Origin of the sequence: Aquitalea magnusonii (genome assembly GCF_003202035.1) — a bacterium.
GTDB lineage: Bacteria > Pseudomonadota > Gammaproteobacteria > Burkholderiales > Chromobacteriaceae > Aquitalea > Aquitalea magnusonii.
On the sequence record NZ_QJKC01000015.1, the window covers coordinates 78,094 to 95,101 of the forward strand.

Annotated in this window: 14 protein-coding genes; 3 read left to right on the forward strand and 11 right to left on the reverse strand. The window is 58.5% G+C overall.

The window, feature by feature from the left end:
• Nucleotides 1–5 precede the first annotated feature (5 nt).
• Nucleotides 6–1,751 (reverse strand): glyoxylate carboligase, encoded by a 1,746-nt coding sequence (gene gcl / locus DFR38_RS15865; protein WP_059285790.1) that lies wholly within the window; start codon nt 1,749–1,751, stop codon nt 6–8.
• Nucleotides 1,752–2,036: 285 nt separating this feature from the next.
• Between gcl and iclR the strand changes: the two genes are divergently transcribed.
• Nucleotides 2,037–2,879 carry a glyoxylate bypass operon transcriptional repressor IclR gene (gene iclR / locus DFR38_RS15870; protein WP_059285782.1) on the forward strand — a complete coding sequence of 281 codons (843 nt, stop codon included), beginning with the start codon at nt 2,037–2,039 and terminating at the stop codon, nt 2,877–2,879.
• A gap of 73 nt (nt 2,880–2,952) precedes the next feature.
• On the opposite strand, the gene ispH is transcribed toward iclR, so the two are convergent.
• The 8 genes from ispH to DFR38_RS15910 form a co-directional block, all read right to left on the reverse strand.
• Nucleotides 2,953–3,885 (reverse strand): 4-hydroxy-3-methylbut-2-enyl diphosphate reductase, encoded by a 933-nt coding sequence (gene ispH, locus DFR38_RS15875; RefSeq protein WP_059285783.1) that lies wholly within the window; start codon nt 3,883–3,885, stop codon nt 2,953–2,955.
• 53 nt (nt 3,886–3,938) lie between these two features.
• Nucleotides 3,939–4,430, reverse strand: coding sequence for a signal peptidase II (gene lspA / locus DFR38_RS15880; RefSeq protein ID WP_059285784.1), 492 nt, complete (start codon nt 4,428–4,430; stop codon nt 3,939–3,941).
• A 76-nt stretch (nt 4,431–4,506) separates the two neighbouring features.
• Complete coding sequence (gene ileS, locus DFR38_RS15885) at nt 4,507–7,293, reverse strand: isoleucine--tRNA ligase (protein WP_059285785.1); 2,787 nt, start codon at nt 7,291–7,293, stop codon at nt 4,507–4,509.
• Complete coding sequence (locus DFR38_RS15890; protein ID WP_059285786.1) at nt 7,290–8,225, reverse strand: bifunctional riboflavin kinase/FAD synthetase; 936 nt, start codon at nt 8,223–8,225, stop codon at nt 7,290–7,292. The genes ileS and DFR38_RS15890 overlap by 4 nt, the downstream gene beginning before the upstream one ends.
• Nucleotides 8,226–8,354: 129 nt before the next feature.
• Nucleotides 8,355–9,032, reverse strand: coding sequence for an OmpA family protein (locus DFR38_RS15895; protein WP_110313615.1), 678 nt, complete (start codon nt 9,030–9,032; stop codon nt 8,355–8,357).
• Nucleotides 9,033–9,270: 238 nt separating this feature from the next.
• Nucleotides 9,271–9,783, reverse strand: coding sequence for a DUF934 domain-containing protein (locus DFR38_RS15900; protein ID WP_110313616.1), 513 nt, complete (start codon nt 9,781–9,783; stop codon nt 9,271–9,273).
• Complete coding sequence (locus DFR38_RS15905) at nt 9,767–11,425, reverse strand: nitrite/sulfite reductase (protein ID WP_110313617.1); 1,659 nt, start codon at nt 11,423–11,425, stop codon at nt 9,767–9,769. The genes DFR38_RS15900 and DFR38_RS15905 overlap by 17 nt, the downstream gene beginning before the upstream one ends.
• 46 nt (nt 11,426–11,471) lie before the next feature.
• The gene (locus DFR38_RS15910) at nt 11,472–12,176 is read right to left on the reverse strand and encodes a phosphoadenylyl-sulfate reductase (RefSeq protein WP_059287470.1); all 705 of its coding nucleotides are present in this window, start codon (nt 12,174–12,176) and stop codon (nt 11,472–11,474) included.
• Nucleotides 12,177–12,296: 120 nt separating this feature from the next.
• Between DFR38_RS15910 and cysB the strand changes: the two genes are divergently transcribed.
• Nucleotides 12,297–13,241, forward strand: coding sequence for an HTH-type transcriptional regulator CysB (gene cysB / locus DFR38_RS15915; protein WP_059287469.1), 945 nt, complete (start codon nt 12,297–12,299; stop codon nt 13,239–13,241).
• Between the two features lie 65 nt (nt 13,242–13,306).
• On the opposite strand, the gene fabG is transcribed toward cysB, so the two are convergent.
• A complete protein-coding gene (fabG, locus tag DFR38_RS15920; protein WP_059287468.1) occupies nt 13,307–14,047 on the reverse strand; it encodes a 3-oxoacyl-ACP reductase FabG in 741 nt (246 codons plus the stop codon).
• Between the two features lie 271 nt (nt 14,048–14,318).
• Nucleotides 14,319–15,950, reverse strand: coding sequence for an ABC-F family ATPase (locus DFR38_RS15925; protein WP_110313618.1), 1,632 nt, complete (start codon nt 15,948–15,950; stop codon nt 14,319–14,321).
• 174 nt (nt 15,951–16,124) lie between these two features.
• Between DFR38_RS15925 and dapA the strand changes: the two genes are divergently transcribed.
• On the forward strand, nt 16,125–17,000 hold the full coding sequence (gene dapA, locus DFR38_RS15930) for a 4-hydroxy-tetrahydrodipicolinate synthase (protein WP_059287090.1): 876 nt from the start codon (nt 16,125–16,127) through the stop codon (nt 16,998–17,000).
• Nucleotides 17,001–17,008: the final 8 nt, after the last annotated feature.

The window sequence follows — 17,008 nt, forward strand, 5'->3', positions numbered from 1 at the left end:
GCACATCAGACCGGCAGGTCGATGATGTCTTCAAACTCGTTGATGGCATTGATTTCTGCCCCCATGGCGATATTGGTGACTCTTTCCAGAATGACCTCCACCACCACCGGCACCGCATGCTGTTCCATCAGCCGCTGTGCCTCGGCCAGGCCGGATGCCAGCTGCGCCGGGTCGCGCACGCGCACGGCCTTGCAGCCCAGCCCCTCCACCACGCGAACATGATCGACACCATAACTGCCCAGTTCCGGGGCATTGATGTTTTCAAAACTGAGCTGCACGCAGTAATCGATATCAAACTGACGCTGCGCCTGACGAATCAGGCCGAGGTAGCTGTTATTCACCAAGACATGGATGTAGGGGACACGGAACTGTGCGCCAACGGCCAGTTCTTCCAGCATGAACTGGAAGTCGTAATCACCGGAAATGGCGACGACAGCGGTAGAGGGGTCCGCCACCTTGGCGCCGATGGCGGCCGGAATGGTCCAGCCCAGCGGGCCGGCCTGGCCGCAATTGATCCAGTTGCGCGGGTGATAGACATGCAGGAATTGCGCTGCCGCAATCTGCGACAGGCCGATGGTGCTGACATAGCGGGTGTTCTTGCCGAAAAAGCGGTTCATTTCCTCGTATACCCGCATTGGCTTGATCGGTACGTTGCCATGATCACTACGGCGCAGCATGCTGCTCTTGCGGCGCTGGCAGGCATCGCGCCACTGCGGACGCGTCGGCAAACGCCCCTGCTCCTGCCATTCGCGGGCGATATCGATCAGCAGGCTCAGCGCGCTGGCGGCATCGGACACGATGCCGTAATCAGGAGCAAACACCCGACCAATCTGGGTGGGTTCGATATCGATATGCACGAACTTGCGCCCGGCGGTATAGACATCGACCGAACCGGTATGACGATTGGCCCAGCGATTACCGATACCAAGGACAAAATCCGCCGCCAGCAAGCTGGCATTGCCGTAGCGGTGGGAGGTTTGCAGGCCGGCCATCCCTGCCATCAGCGGATGGTCGTCCGGTATGCAGCCCCAGCCCATCAGCGTGGGAATCACCGGCACCTGCACGATCTCGGCAAAGGTGGTCAGCAGTGTCGACGCATTGGCATTGATGACGCCGCCGCCGGCGACGATCAACGGACGCTCTGCCTCGAGCAGCATGCTCAATGCCTTTTCCAGCTGGGCACGGCTGGCGGTCGGCTTGAACACGGCCAGCGGCTGATAGGTTTCCGGGTCGAAATCGATCTCGGCCATCTGCACATCAAAAGGCAGGTCGAGCAAGACCGGACCCGGGCGACCGGAACGCATCAGGTGAAAGGCCTGCTGCAAGGCACCCGGCAGTTGGGCCGGTTCCATCACGGTTGTCGTCCACTTGGCCACCGGCCGGGCGATCTCCTTGATGTCGACGGCCTGGAAATCTTCCTTGTGCAAGCGGGAACGCGGCGCCTGGCCGGTGATGCACAGAATGGGAATGGAGTCGGCCGCGGCAGAATACAGGCCGGTAATCATGTCGGTACCCGCCGGACCTGATGTGCCAATGCAGACGCCGATATTGCCGGCACGGGCGCGGGTGTATCCCTCGGCCATGTGCGATGCGCCTTCCACATGGCGCGCCAGCAGATGGCGGATGCCGCCGATCTTTTTCATGGCGGCATACAGCGGGTTGATGGCGGCTCCCGGTACGCCAAAAACCGTGTCCACGCCCTCCTTGCTCAAGATATGAACGGCTGCTTCGATTGCTCTCATTTTGGCCATGGATTGCTCCTGAATTAGGCCGGCCTCACCACCTTGGTCATGGCCCAGCATGGCTTCAACTATCCCGCAGCACAGAAACATAGTCAACAAATAATGGAAATGGTTTCCATTATTTTGTTTTTTGATAATTTTTCCATTAAAATCATTTTGTTACACAAATAAAAATAAAGAAAACAAATACCAAAACACAAAAAAACTGCCATGCCATCAGTAATAGCTACACCCAACTGTACCTAAGGCGTAAAATCGCAACGAACTTCCCATCCGCCCATGCCACGAGGACATATGGCCAAAGCCGACAGCACCCCGCGCCCCCCCACCCGCAAACGCGCCGATGGCGGAAGCGCCAGTACAGGCCAGGTGCAGTCACTGACCCGCGGTCTGGTATTGCTGGAGCGAATTGCCGAAGCGCCTGCCGGCATCATGCTGACCGACCTTTCCATGCAGGTGGGCCTGCCCAATTCCACCACCCACCGCTTGCTCAGCACCATGCAGCAAATGGGTTTTGTGCAGCAGACCGGCGATTTGGGACTATGGAGCATCGGTGTGCGGGCCTTTACCGTAGGCAGCGGCTTTCTTGGCAGCCGCGACCTGTCCACCCTCGCAATGCCGGTATTGCGCCGCACCATGGAGGCCGCCGGTGAGACCAGCAATCTGGTGGTGTTCGACACCGATGCCTGGCAAAGCGTGGTGGTGGGCCAAGTGCAATGCCGCGAACTGATGCGCATGCTCGCACCGATTGGCGGTCGCCTGCCCTTGCACGCCTCAGCCGCAGGCAAGGCTTTTCTGGCGGCCCAGGATGCAGAACACCTGAACCGCATCTTGCAAAAAACCGGCTTGCCGCATTACACCGAGCACACCATCACCACCCCCGCCCTGCTCAAGGAACAGCTAGTGCGGATTCAGCAACAGGGCTTTGCATTTGACGATGGCGAACATGCACTGGGCCTGCGCTGCGTGGCCAGTTGCATCTATGACGAAAGCAGTCAGGCATTCGCCGCCATCTCGGTATCCGGCCCGAAATCGCGCATCCCGGATGAGCGCGTCACCCATCTGGGATCGCTGGTCATGCAGGCTGCCAGCGAGATCACCCAGCACTATGGCGGCAAACCCAGGAAAAGCAGCTGAAACCTGCGCGGCTAGCCATAAAAAAAGCTCTGCATGCATTTGCAGAGCTTTTTTTATGGCATCGCCACCAGCGTTATTTGTCGCGCAAGCCCGCCGGCAACGCGAATACTGTCGACTCCTCCACACCGTCCAGCTCGGCAACGTCTTGCGCACCATATTGACGGATCTGTTCGATGACAGCCTGCACCAGCACTTCCGGCGCACTGGCACCGGCAGTCACGCCCACCCGCTGCTTGCCGGCAAACCAGGCTTCCTGCAGCAGGCTGGCATTGTCGACCATATATGCATCAACCCCCTTCAGCGCCGCGACTTCACGCAGGCGATTGGAGTTGGAGCTATTGGGCGATCCCACCACGATCACGATATCGCACTCGTCGGCCAGCACCTTGACGGCATCCTGGCGATTCTGCGTGGCATAGCAGATATCGTCCTTTTTCGGACTGGTAATACCCGGGAAACGTGCTTTCAGGGCAGTGATGATGTCGCGGGTTTCATCCACCGACAGCGTGGTCTGGCTGACATAGGACAAGGCTTGCGGATTGCGCACCTGCAGCTTGGCGACATCGGCAACGTTTTCCACCAGATACATGCCGCCCTCCACCTGCCCCATGGTGCCCTCCACCTCAGGATGGCCGGCATGGCCGATCATGATGATTTCCATTGCTGCCTGGTGCATGCGCTTGACCTCGACATGCACCTTGGTGACCAGTGGACAGGTGGCATCGAACACTTGCAGGCCCAGCGCCTCGGCTTCGGCGCGCACCGACAGCGGCACACCGTGCGCCGAATACACCAGGGTGCTGCCTGCCGGCACATCCCTCAGCTCTTCAATGAACACCGCCCCCTTGGCGCGCAGGTTTTCCACCACGAAGCGGTTGTGTACCACCTCGTGACGCACATAAATGGGGGCGCCAAACTTTTCGATGGCACGCTCGACGATGGCGATGGCCCGGTCTACCCCGGCACAAAAGCCACGGGGATTGGCCAGCATGATGGTCTTCGTCATCAGCAATCCTTACAGAAAGACCGCCGCCAGCGGCGACGGTACAAAAACGGGTATCAGGCAGATTTGGGCTGTTTCATGCTGTCCAGCACCATCAGCACGGCACCGACACAGATGAAGGAGTCAGCCAGATTGAAGGCCGGGTAGTACCAGCTGTGCTGGTAATGCACCAGGATGAAATCCACCACATGGCCATAGGCCAGACGGTCGATCACATTGCCGATGGCGCCACCGATGATGAAGCTGGCTGCGACATTCATCAGGCCGGTAAAGCGTCCCTTGATGATGTTCCATCCCAGATAGCCGGACACACCCAGCGCCAGCAGGGTGAACAAATACTTTTGCCAGCCTCCGGCATCGCGCAGAAAGCTGAAGGCAGCGCCCGGATTGTAGATCAGGGTAAAGCTGAAATAGCCGGGAATGACATCCCGCATTTCGCCAAACTGGTACTGGCTGTTGAAATAGATCTTGGACAACTGGTCCAGCACGATGACCAGCAGCACCAGCCCCATCCACTTGGGCCAGCTTTTGGCGTGAGGCGCACTCATTACGGATTCCATTGCATTACATCCCTTGCCGCCAGGACGCTCCCGGGTCCAGACCCGGGAGCCGAATCAGGCCAGATCAGGCGTGAGCCCGCTGCTCGCCCTTGCCATCGATATTGTCCACGCAGCGTCCACACACCGCGCCATGACCAGCATGTGACCCGACATCGGCACGATAGTGCCAGCAACGCTCACATTTCTGGTAAGTGGACGGCGTGACCGTGATGCGGGTTTCATCTGCTTCCTTGACCCGTACCGCCGACACGATCAGCACAAACTTCAGATCCTCACCCAGGCTGGCCAGGTGCTGGTACAGCTCGCCGGCGGCTTCGATATCCAGCTCGGCCTGCAGCGAGGAACCGAGTTGATCGGCACTGCGCAATGCTTCGATCTGTTTGTTGACCTGGGCACGCAGGCCGCGGATGGCGTCCCACTTCTGCTGCAAGGCTTGCTCGCTGGCGCTGCTCAGCGCAGGGAACTCATGCCAGGTATGGAAGAGCGTGGATTCTTCATCGCTCTTGGTCAGCACTTCCCAGGCTTCATCAGCGGTAAAGCACAGCACCGGTGCGATCAGCAGCAGCAGGCTGCGGCTGAGGTGGTACAAGGCGGTCTGGGCGCTGCGACGGGCACGGCTGTCGGCCTGGGTGGTGTACAGGCGATCCTTGATGATGTCGAGGTAGAAGGCGCCCAGATCTTCCGAGCAATAATTCACCACCTCCTGCATCGCATGGTGGAAGGCATAGCGGGTGTACAGCTCGCCCGCCACACGCTCCTGCACCTGGCGCGCCATCAGCAAGGCGTACTGATCCAGTTCCAGCATTTCGCCAAACGGCACGGCATTGTCCAGCGGATCGAAATCCGACAGGTTGGCCAGCAGGAAACGCAGGGTATTGCGCAGGCGGCGGTAGCTCTCGGTCACCCGCTTGAGGATTTCGTCGGAAATGGCCAGTTCACCGGAGTAATCGGTCGATGCCACCCACAGGCGCAGGATGTCGGCACCCAGGCTGTCATTGACCTTCTGCGGCGCCACCACATTGCCCTTGGACTTGGACATCTTCAGGCCCTTGCCATCCACCACGAAACCGTGGGTCAGCAATTGCTTGTACGGTGCGCGGCCGATGGTGGCGCAGCCGGTGAGCAAGGAGGACTGGAACCAGCCGCGATGCTGGTCACTGCCTTCCAGATACAGGTCGGCCGGCCAGGCCAGCTCGGCACGCTGCTTGAGCACGGCAAAGTGGGTGGAGCCGGAATCGAACCACACGTCCAGCGTGTCGGAAAGCTTGCGATACTGGTCGGCCTCGTCGCCCAGCAATTCGCGGGCATCCAGGCTGAACCAGGCTTCGATGCCCTGCTGTTCGATACGCAGCGCCACTTCTTCCAGCAAGGCCAGCGAACGCGGATGCAGCTCACCGCTTTCCTTGTGCACGAAGAAGGTCATCGGCACACCCCAGTTACGCTGGCGCGATACGCACCAGTCGGGGCGGTTACCGATCATGGCTTCCAGCCGGGCTCGTCCCCAGGCCGGGAAGAATTCGGTGGCATCCACTGCGCTCTTGGCACGCTCACGCAATGCCACGCCATCCTTGCCGGCCTTGTCCATGCCAATGAACCATTGGGCCGTGGCACGGAAAATGATGGGCGTCTTGTGACGCCAGCAGTGCGGGTAGCTATGCAGCAGGCGTGTCTGATGGATCAGGGCACCATGTTGCTCCAGGGTTTCGATGACCTTGGGGTTGGCTTCCCATACCGTGAGGCCGGCAAACAGCTCGGTGGTCGACTTGTAACGGCCATCGTCGGCCACCGGATTGTCGATGGGCAAGCCATATTGCTGTCCCACCTGGAAGTCTTCCAGACCATGTGCCGGTGCGGTGTGGACCAGGCCGGTACCGGCATCGGTGGTGACGTGATCGCCACAGATCAGCGGCACGTTGCGTGCATAGAAGGGGTGTTGCAACTGGATCATGTCCAGTTGCGCGCCGGTGGTTTCGCCCAGAACAACAGTATCGGCAAAGCCATAGCGCTGCAGGGCGGACTCGGCCAGCTCCTTGACCAGGATCAGCTTGCCCTTGGGCGTGTCGATCAACTGGTAAGTCAGCGTGGCACTCACGGCCACCGCCTGGTTGGCCGGCAGGGTCCAGGGCGTGGTGGTCCAGATGACGGCACGCGCATCGCTCACCTGCGCTTCGGTCAGGCCAAACGCGGCTGCCAGCTTGTCGCTGTCCAGTACCTTGAAGCCAACATCAATGGCCGGGGAGTTCTTGTCTTCGTATTCGACTTCGGCCTCGGCCAGTGCCGAACCGCACTCGATACACCAGTGCACCGGCTTTTCACCCTTGAACAGGTAGCCATTGCTGTAGATGGTGCCCAAGGTACGCACGATGTCGGCTTCGGTCTTGAAGTCCATGGTGAGATAGGGATTATCCCAGTCACCCAGCACGCCCAGACGGATGAAGTCCTTTTTCTGGCGGGCAATCTGCTCCTTGGCATACTCGCGACACAGTTCGCGGAACTTGGCCGCCGGAATCGCTTTGCCATGCAGCTTTTCCACCATCAACTCGATAGGCAGGCCGTGGCAATCCCAGCCCGGCACATAGGGGGCATCAAAGCCGGCCAGGGTCTTGGAGCGGACAATGATGTCCTTCAGCACCTTGTTGACGGCATGGCCGATATGAATGTCGCCATTGGCATACGGCGGGCCGTCGTGCAGGATGAATTTGGGACGGCCGGCCGACAGTTTGCGTACCTTGTCGTAGCGCTTCTGTTCCTGCCAGCGCTTGACCCAGGCAGGTTCGCGCTTGGCCAGATCCCCTCGCATGGCGAACGGGGTATCCAGCAGGTTGACGGTTTTACGGTAATCGATGCTCATGCCTGCTCTCGCTGCAAACTGGTCAAATAGGTATGGGCACTGGCAGCATCGCGTTCGATCTGCGCCACCAGTGCCGGCAAATTGTCATAGCGCTCTTCATCGCGCAGTTTCTTCAGGAAGCGCACCGTGACGCGCTGGCCATACAGATCGCCAGAGAAATCAAACAGATGTGCTTCAAGCTTGTAGTCGCTGCTGGTGCTGACCGTGGGGTTCAACCCCAGGCTGGCCACCCCTCCCTTGCGACCAAAGGGGGTCTCTACTTCTACCACAAACACGCCCTGCAAGGCCGGCTTCAGGTGTGGCAGATGGACATTGATGGTGGGAAAACCGATGGTCCGCCCCAGCTTCTTGCCATGCATCACCTTGCCAGACAGCTGATAGCAGCGCCCCAGCAAGGCATTGGCCGCATCCAGGTCGCCCAGTGCCAGCCGCTCGCGCACCAGGGTACTGGATGCGCGCTCGCCCTGGACCAGCACCGACGGCATGGCCTCGGTGACAAAATCCGGACAGGCGGACAGCAAGTCGAAATTCCCCTTGCGGGCAGCACCAAACTGGAAATCGTCACCGATCAGCAAATAACGGGTTTTCAGATCACGTACCAGCACATCCTGGATGAAGGCTTCTGCGCTCATGCCGGCAAAACGCTGGTTGAAACGAAAGACAAACACGTAATCCAGCAGGCCCAGTTCGCGCAGAAAACTACACTTGTCGCGCAAGGTGGATAGCCTGGCCGGCGGATTGCTGCGGGTGAAAAACTCGCGCGGGTGCGGTTCGAACGTCAGCAGCGCAGTGGGCAAGGAACGGGCCTTGGCCTCTTCCTTGAGGCGCTGCAGCATGTGCTGGTGGCCCAGATGCACGCCATCGAAATTGCCGATGGTCAATGCACAGCCAGCGAGCCCAAAGCGTCGCGGGTCTCCTAGAAATACCTGCATGTGCTGCCTAGCATCCTGAAAACTTACGATTGTAGCCGTGCGCAGCGCGCAGCGTCCAGCCAAGCGCACCGATGGTGCAAAACAAAAAAGCCCCACTTGCGTGGGGCTTTTCAGGTCTACCGTGGCAGATTACTGCTGGGTAACAACCTTGACAGCGTCGATCACTACGTCAACACGACGATCCGGCTCGATGCAGGCCTTGATTTCAGCATTTTGCTTCTTGTTCTTGGCATACTTCGGGAACTTGGACTTGCACTCGTCAGTCATCTTGGCATCAGCCTTGCCCTTGCCAACTGCAGTCACCTTCTCAGCCGGTACACCAGCGTTTACGAAGTATTCCTTGACAGCATCAGCACGCTTCTGCGACAGGGCGTTGTTGTACTTGTCGCTACCCATGAAGTCGGTGTAGCCGTCGATTTCAACACCGTTCAGAACGCCTTGACCAGCGTGGGCCTTCAGCTTGGCAACCAGCGGATCCAGTTCGTTCTTGGCATCAGTACGCAGGGTGGCCTTGTCGAAGTTGAACAGAACCTTGGCGGACAGGGTGACGTGTTCCTTGACGGAAACCGGAGCAGCCTTGGGAGCTTGTGCTACCGGAGCAGCCGGCTTGGCAGCTTCGCGATCGCCACACTCAACCAGACCGTCCTTGGCCTTGTCGAAGTAAGCAGTGTGCCAGCATTCGCCGTAGTTGTTACGGGAAACGGCGTCGGTGCTTTGATCTACGGTGTAGCCCGGCTTAGCTGCGAACGCGCTAGCAGAAACCAGCAGAGCAGCAACCAGGGCGCTCAGTTTCAGCTGTTTAGTCATATTATTCCCTCTTTTATCTATGAATCGGTATTGATGCGGTTGACGCAAACACCACGCGGACAATTCTACTGCAAACAACAGGGTAAGCGCCAAACTGTGTTTATGCAGTTAACGGGCACTATAGAAATGCGTCCACCCGGTGTCAACACAGCACGACAGCTGCTGCAGACAACATGTTGCAAAAAAGCATCAAAAATCAGGCAAAATTCAGCACTTCTGTATCATTAACACGACACTATCACAACGATGTTACACGGCGACGAAACAGGGGAAGCGGTTCACGATGGGTGGACTGGTAACGTTCCGTGAAGGTGTCATATCCGGACAGCGCGCTGTCAATCGCTTTGCCATCCTTGATTTCAAAGGCATTGAAGCCAACCTGCCAGAGATAGTGCAGCAAATCCACCCACACGTCGCCCAAGGCTCTTAACTCACCGGCATAGCTGTATCGTTCGCGCAACAGTCGTCCCAGACTGTAACCTCGCCCATCAGTAAAGGCTGGAAAATCCACCGCCACCAGCGGCAGCGCCGCCAGATCGGCCGCCAGCAGCTGCGGATCATCAGCCGGAGCCAGCCAGACGGCAGTCCGGCCGGGCCGGGCCTGCCAGCCGGCCTTGTCGGCCAGCCATTGCGACAGCGGTACGATCACGTCGACGTCGGGGGCGACCGCCGGATACTGTCCCTCGGCATCGGCACGCAGGATCTGCCAGCCATCCTGAACAATCTGGCCATCTTTAATGATGCTTTGCATAAACGCGCTCCTTGAAGGGGTCGAGGCCAATACGGCGTACGGTTTCGATAAAGCGCTCGCCGGCTGCGCGCTGTTCCAGGTACACGGTCATGATTTTTTCGAAGGCCAGAGGCACATCGGCCTGGGCAAACGAAGGGCCAATCACCTTGCCGATGGTGGTGTGGCTGCCCTGGCTGCCGCCAAGGGTGATCTGGTACCACTCCTCGCCGTTCTTGTCGACGCCCAGGATGCCGATATTACCGATGTGATGATGACCACAGGCATTCATGCAACCGGAGAAATTGCAGTCGATGTCTCCCAGGTCAAACAGGTAGTCCAGATCCTCGAAACGGGTCTGGATCGCTTCCGCCACCGGAATGGAGCGTGCATTGGCCAGGCTGCAGAAGTCACCACCCGGGCAGCAGATGATGTCGGTCAGCAGGCCGATGTTCGGTGTGGCAAAGCCCTGGCTCTTGGCCAGTTGCCATACTTCATACAGGTCGCGCTCACGCACATCCGGCAGAATCAGGTTTTGTTCGTGTGCCACACGCAGCTCACCGTAACCGAAACGGTCGGCCCAGTCGGCAGCGGCGTCCATCTGCTCGGCGGTGATATCGCCCGGGGGGACGCCGGTCTTCTTCAATGACAGTACGACAGAACGATAGCCGGCCTGTTTGTGAGGACGAGTATTACGCTCCACCCAGCGGGCAAAGGCCGGTTCTTCAGCCAGTTTGCTGCTGAACTCAGGCGGATTGGCTGACAGCTGTTCGTAGTCGGGGTCGGTGAAGAAGGAGGCATAGTGGGAGACATCCACATCCCGCAGGGTGGAGGGGCCGTCCTTCAAATGCATCCATTCGTCTTCGACCTTGGCGGCAAAGCCCTCAACAGTCATGGCCTTGACCAGAATCTTGATGCGCGCCTTGTACTTGTTGTCACGGCGACCAAAACGGTTATAGACGCGCAGTACCGCATCCAGATAGGTCAGCAGATGGCGGGTGGGCAAGAATTCCTTCACCACTTCACCCACAATGGGGGTACGTCCCAGACCACCGCCGACGATCACCTTGAAGCCGACTTCACCCGCGTCATTACGCACCACATGCAGGCCGATATCGTGTACTTGTGTCGCGGCGCGATCTTCCACGCTGCCGGAAACGGCAATCTTGAACTTGCGCGGGAGGAAGGCGAATTCCGGATGCAGGGTGCTCCACTGGCGGATGATTTCGCAATAGGCGCGCGGGTCGAGCAATTCGTCCTGTGCTACGCCAGCAAAGGCGTCGGTGGTGGTGTTGCGCACGCAGTTGCCGGAGGTCTGGATGGCATGCATTTCCACTTCGGCCAGTTCGGCCAGAATATCCGGCACCCGCGCCAGCTCCGGCCAGTTGAACTGGATGTTCTGACGCGTGGTGAAGTGGGCGTAATTCTTGTCATAGGTGCGGGCAATGTGCGCCAGCTTGCGCAATTGACGGCTTGCCAGATGGCCATAGGGAATGGCCACCCGCAGCATGGGGGCATGGCGCTGAACATACAGGCCATTCATCAGCCGCAGCGGGCGGAATTCATCTTCGGACAGCTGACCCGCCAGAAAGCGCTGAGTCTGATCACGAAACTGCTCGACACGCTCGCGCACAATGCGGTGGTCGACTTCATCATAACGGTACATGGTTGGATGTCCTTGGGTAAGGTTGGCCTGTGCTGGCCGGCCAGCCTTATGCTGGGCGCTTGAGCGGGCTTGCCTTGATGTGCAGGCCGCACTCTTTGGATTCGGGGTTTTCCCACCACCAGCGGCCTGCACGCACGTCCTCACCGACGGTGATCGCACGGGTACAGGGGGCACAGCCGATGGAGGGGTAACGCTGATCATGCAGGGCGTTATAGGGCACATCGTTGCTGCGGATGTATTCCCACACTTCGGCCTCGGTCCATTCGATCAGCGGATTGAATTTCATCAGGCCATTGTCGGCATCGAATTCCTGATTGCCCAAGTCCTGGCGCGTAGGCGACTGTTCGCGACGCAGGCCGGTAATCCAGGCGGACTTCCCCGCCAGTGCGCGCTTGAGCGGCTCGATCTTGCGAATCTGGCAACAGGATTTGCGCAGTTCCACGCTGTGATAGAAACCATTGATGCCATGGGTATTGACGTAGGCCTCGGTGGCCTCGGTCTGCGGGAAGTACACCTTGACCGGCAAGGCCGGGTAGCGCTCGGCCACCTGCTGCATCAGGGTGTAGGTTTCCGCTGGCAGGCGCCCGGTATCCAGGCTGAACACCTGCAGCGGCAGGGCCAGGCGGGCGATCAGATCGGTCAGCACCATGTCTTCGGCGCCATAGCTGTTGGCCAGCACCGCATCCGGGTGCTTGGCGGCAATTTCCGTCAGCAAGGCTTGGGTTGCGGCAAGTTTCACATCCAGGCTCATCGAGCGCTCCACATAGGTATAGTCTGGCTAGGGCACCATCCTACCCAAGCCCCATATAAACCTAAAAGAATATTGTGTTAGTATTTAATGCCTACAGGTTTTATGGAATACGCCCGTCTTATGAAACTGCAACAGCTGCGCTATCTGGTCGAAGTGGCCAAACAGGGCCTGAATGTCTCCGAAGCAGCGGAAAAGCTGCATACTTCTCAGCCCGGCATTTCCAAACAGATTCGCCTGCTGGAAGACGAGCTGGGCATTCAGGTATTCATTCGCAACGGCAAGCGCGTGGTGTCGGTTTCCGAGCCGGGCAAGGAAGTGCTGCGCATTTCCGAGCGCATTCTACGTGAAGCACAGAACCTGAAACGGGTGGGTGACGAATTTTCGCGGGAATCGGAAGGGGCGCTGACCATTGCCACCACCCATACCCAGGCCCGCTACGCCCTGCCGCCCACGATTGCAGCCTTTGTGCAACGCTATCCCAAGGTCAGACTCTCCATCAAACAGGGCAGTCCGACCCAGATCTGCGAAATGGTGGTGTCCGGCGAGGCCGATCTGGCGGTGGCAACCGAAGGCATTGCGCTCTACAAGGAGCTGGCCATGCTGCCCTGCTATGAATGGAACCGTTCGGTGGTGGTGCCGCAGGATCATCCGCTATTGCAACTGGAACGGCCGATTACGCTGGCCGATATTGCCAGTTATCCGATTGTCACTTACGACTTTGCCTTTGCCGGCCGCTCCAAAATCAACAAGGCCTTTGCTGATCAGGGGCTGAGTCCGAACGTGGTGCTCACTGCGATCGATACCGATGTGATCAAGACCTATGTTTCGCTTGGCCTGGGTATCGGCATCATCGCCAGCATGGCGTTCGAGCCGAACCGTGATGCCGGTTTGCGCATCATCGATGCCGGTCACCTGTTCGAGCCGTCCACCACCAAGATCGGCATTCGCAAGGATGCCTATCTGCGTGGCTTTGCCTACACCTTTATCGAGCTGTTTGCTCCCCACCTGCACCGACGCGAAGTGGATGCCGCCCTGCTGGCCCACGACAGCGATCTGGACGACTGAAACAAGACAGCAGACAGACAAACGCCCCGGCATGCCGGGGCGTTTTGACTGATGAGCTGCCGTAATTACAGGGTCAGGCCACCGGTTACTTCGATTGCCGCGCCATTGATGTAGCTGGCTTCGTCCGATGCCAGGAAGGCATAGACATTGGCGATTTCAGCCGGGTCGGCCATGCGCTTCATCGGCACCTTGTCTTCCATGGCCTGGATCACTTTTTCCGGCATGGATTTCAGGATGGGCGTAGCCACAAAGCCCGGACATACGGCGTTGGCGCGAATGCCCTTCTTGCCCAATTCCTTGGCCCAGGTCTTGACGAAGCCGATCACGCCAAACTTGGTGGCGGCGTAGTTGGTCTGGCCGAAGTTGCCATACACACCGACTACCGAGGATGCGTTCAGGATGACACCACCACCCTGCTCCACCATGGTATCCACCACGGCGCGGGCGCAGTTGTACACGCCCTTCAGGTTGATGTCGATCACCTTGTCGAACTGATCGTCGGTCATCTTGATCAGCTGGGCATCCATCACGATGCCCGCATTGTTCACCAGTACGTCGATGCGGCCAAAGCGTGCTTTCAGATCACCAACCATATCGGCGATCTGCGCCTTGTCCGTCACGTTGACCTGGTAGCCGACAGCCTCCCCGCCCAGAGCCTTCAGTTCTTCCACCACCGCATTGACAACGTCAAGGTTCAGGTCACAGACGGCAACGATGGCGCCTTCCTTGACGAACTTTTCCGCAGTAGCCTTGCCGATGCCGCTGGCACCGCCAGTGATGATGGAGACTTTCCCTTTCAATCGCATGGTTCTTCCTTCATTAACTTGAGGTTGCAGGCAACCCGATCACGGGTCGACTTTCGGGCTCCACCATCGACCCATTCGAGATCAGGTTCCTGTTCTTGTCTTGTAATTATTATGTGGCACTACGTAAAAACGGGAGCATCGTGCGCTGTCGTTATTGCAGCGCAACACAATGTCGCACTGCAATATAGCGCACCTGCTCCCGTCGGTAAAGCAATCGCTCTAGCCTGCCTGTCACGATGACAAAGACAAGGCCGGCCGCGAGTATTCCGGCTTACTCCAGACCCTTGCTGGCCAGATAATCCTCGTAATTGCCGGTGTAGTAGTCATAGCCGCCCTTGCCATCCAGTTCCAGCACATGGGTGGCCAGCGAGCTGACGAACTGACGGTCGTGCGAGACGAAAATCAGCGTGCCCTTGTACTTTTCCAGCGCCATGTTCAGCGCCTCGATGGATTCCATGTCCATGTGGTTGGTCGGTTCATCCATGATCATCACATTGGGCTTTTGCAGCAGCAGCTTGCCATACAGCATGCGGCCCTTCTCGCCACCGGACAGAACCCGCACCGGCTTGGTCACTTCGTCGCCGCCAAACAACAGTCGGCCCAGGGTGCCGCGAATGACTTGCTCGTCGTCGCCTTCCTGTCCCCACTGCCGCATCCACTCGGTCAGTGTCATGTCGCTGTCGAACTCGGCTTCATGATCCTGGGCGAAATAACCGATCTGTGCTTTTTCTGCCCATTTGATCGTGCCGTAATCAGCTGTCAGGCCCTCGGCAAAGGCAGGTTCAAACGCACCGGCCAGCAACTTGACCAGCGAGGTCTTACCGGCACCGTTCGGGCCGATCACCGCCAGACGGGCACCGGCTTCCAGGATGAAACTCATGTCCTTGAACAGCACTTTGCTATCGTAAGCCTTGCTCAGGTTTTCCACTTCCACCGCCTGACGATGCAGCTTGAAGCGGTCGTCGGTTTCAAAGCGGATAAACGGGCTCTGACGGCTGGATGGCTTCACTTCCACCATCTCGGACTTCAGCTTGTCCACCTGCTTCAGGCGGGAAGTCGCCTGGCGTGCCTTGGACTTGTTGGCCGAGAAGCGCGCCACGAACTCCTGCAGTTCCTGGATACGTTCCTTGGCCTTGCTGTTGGACGACAACTGGCGTTCGCGCGCCTGGGCCGAGGCGATCATGTAATCGTCGTAGTTGCCCGGATAGATGCGAATGGTGTTGTAGTCCAGATCCGCCATGTGGGTACACACGGAGTTCAGGAAGTGACGGTCGTGGGAAATGATGATCATGGTGGAATTGCGCTCGTTCAGCACATTTTCCAGCCAGCGAATGGTGTTGATGTCCAGGTTGTTGGTCGGTTCATCCAGCAACAGGATGTCCGGATTGGAGAACAGCGCCTGCGCCAGCAGGACACGCAGCTTCCAGCCCGGTGCCACTTCGCTCATCGGGCCGAAATGCTGCTCGACCGGAATACCCACCCCCATCAACAGCTCGCCGGCGCGGGCTTCGGCGGTATAGCCATCGTACTCGGCGAACTTGGCTTCCAGTTCTGCCGCGTGCATGTAGTCATCTTCGGTGGCTTCGAGGTTGGCATAGATGGCGTCGCGTTCGCTCATTGCCGACCACATTTCGGTGTGGCCCATCAGCACGACATCGATGACGCGCTGCTCTTCATAGCCAAACTGATCCTGCCGCAGCTTGCCCAGGCGCAGACCGTTTTCAATGGCCACTTCGCCACTGGTCTGCTCCAGGTCACCGCCCAGAATTTTCATGAATGTCGATTTGCCGGAACCGTTGGCACCAATCAGGCCATAACGGTTGCCTTCGCCAAACTTGACGGAAACCTTTTCAAACAAAGGCTTCACGCCAAACTGCATGGTAATGTTGCTAGTGGTAATCACGCTTGAGATCCTTCAGCCAGTCCAGCCGTAAGTATCGGAAAAACGTAGGATTCTATCACAGCCCGCTTTCAATCCGGAGTCCTGCACCAAATGCGATGACATGCTTTTGACCCGTAGGGGAATTCCGCTACAATCGAAGACTTTGAATCCTCATCCCTAGATATAGGCAGAACTATGCTTACCGGTAGCTTGGTTGCCCTGGTCACCCCGATGACCACAGATGGTCGGGTCGACTTCGAATCGCTTTCCCGCCTCGTTGATTTCCACATCGACAACGGAACCAGCGGCATTGTCGCCGTCGGCACCACTGGCGAATCCGCCACCCTGGCCGTTGATGAACACATCCAGGTCGTCGAGGCCGTCATCAAACAAGCCAAGGGTCGCGTCAAGGTCATCGCCGGCACCGGGGCGAACTCCACCGCCGAAGCCATCGAACTGGCCGCCCATGCCAAGCAGGCCGGTGCCGACATGACCCTGTCGGTGGTGCCCTACTACAACAAGCCCACCCAGGAAGGCATGTACCGCCACTTCCGCGCCATTGCAGAAAGTGTCGACATCCCGGTGATCCTGTATAACGTACCGGGCCGTACCGTTGCCGACATGAATAACGACACGGTGCTGCGCCTGACCCAGGTACCCGGCATCATCGGCCTCAAAGACGCCACTGGCGATATCGGCCGCGCATGTGACCTGATCAGCCGCGTACCGGCCGACTTCGCACTGTACTCCGGCGATGACGCCACCGGCATGGCCTTCATGCTGTGCGGCGGCAATGGCGTGATTTCGGTCACCTCCAATGTGGCACCGAAACTGATGAGCCAGATGTGTGCTGCAGCCATCGCCGGCAACACCGTGCTGGCTCGCCAGCTGAATGACAAGTTGCAGGGTCTGCACAAGCAGCTGTTTGCCGAACCCAATCCGATTCCGGCCAAATGGGTACTGCAAGAGCTGGGCCTGATCCCCGACGGCATCCGCCTGCCCCTTCATGTGATGTCGGAAAGCCTGCGCCCGCAGCTGACCGCCGCCATGAAGCAGGCTGAACTCATCTAATCCCCTGA

What these genes read in the sequence shown, in the direction of transcription:
- gcl (WP_059285790.1), bottom strand. Translation starts at nt 1,751, where the DNA reads ATGGCCAAAATGAGAGCAATCGAAGCAGCCGTTCATATCTTGAGCAAG.
- iclR (WP_059285782.1), top strand. Translation starts at nt 2,037, where the DNA reads ATGGCCAAAGCCGACAGCACCCCGCGCCCCCCCACCCGCAAACGCGCC.
- ispH (WP_059285783.1), bottom strand. Translation starts at nt 3,885, where the DNA reads ATGACGAAGACCATCATGCTGGCCAATCCCCGTGGCTTTTGTGCCGGG.
- lspA (WP_059285784.1), bottom strand. Translation starts at nt 4,430, where the DNA reads ATGAGTGCGCCTCACGCCAAAAGCTGGCCCAAGTGGATGGGGCTGGTG.
- ileS (WP_059285785.1), bottom strand. Translation starts at nt 7,293, where the DNA reads ATGAGCATCGATTACCGTAAAACCGTCAACCTGCTGGATACCCCGTTC.
- DFR38_RS15890 (WP_059285786.1), bottom strand. Translation starts at nt 8,225, where the DNA reads ATGCAGGTATTTCTAGGAGACCCGCGACGCTTTGGGCTCGCTGGCTGT.
- DFR38_RS15895 (WP_110313615.1), bottom strand. Translation starts at nt 9,032, where the DNA reads ATGACTAAACAGCTGAAACTGAGCGCCCTGGTTGCTGCTCTGCTGGTT.
- DFR38_RS15900 (WP_110313616.1), bottom strand. Translation starts at nt 9,783, where the DNA reads ATGCAAAGCATCATTAAAGATGGCCAGATTGTTCAGGATGGCTGGCAG.
- DFR38_RS15905 (WP_110313617.1), bottom strand. Translation starts at nt 11,425, where the DNA reads ATGTACCGTTATGATGAAGTCGACCACCGCATTGTGCGCGAGCGTGTC.
- DFR38_RS15910 (WP_059287470.1), bottom strand. Translation starts at nt 12,176, where the DNA reads ATGAGCCTGGATGTGAAACTTGCCGCAACCCAAGCCTTGCTGACGGAA.
- cysB (WP_059287469.1), top strand. Translation starts at nt 12,297, where the DNA reads ATGAAACTGCAACAGCTGCGCTATCTGGTCGAAGTGGCCAAACAGGGC.
- fabG (WP_059287468.1), bottom strand. Translation starts at nt 14,047, where the DNA reads ATGCGATTGAAAGGGAAAGTCTCCATCATCACTGGCGGTGCCAGCGGC.
- dapA (WP_059287090.1), top strand. Translation starts at nt 16,125, where the DNA reads ATGCTTACCGGTAGCTTGGTTGCCCTGGTCACCCCGATGACCACAGAT.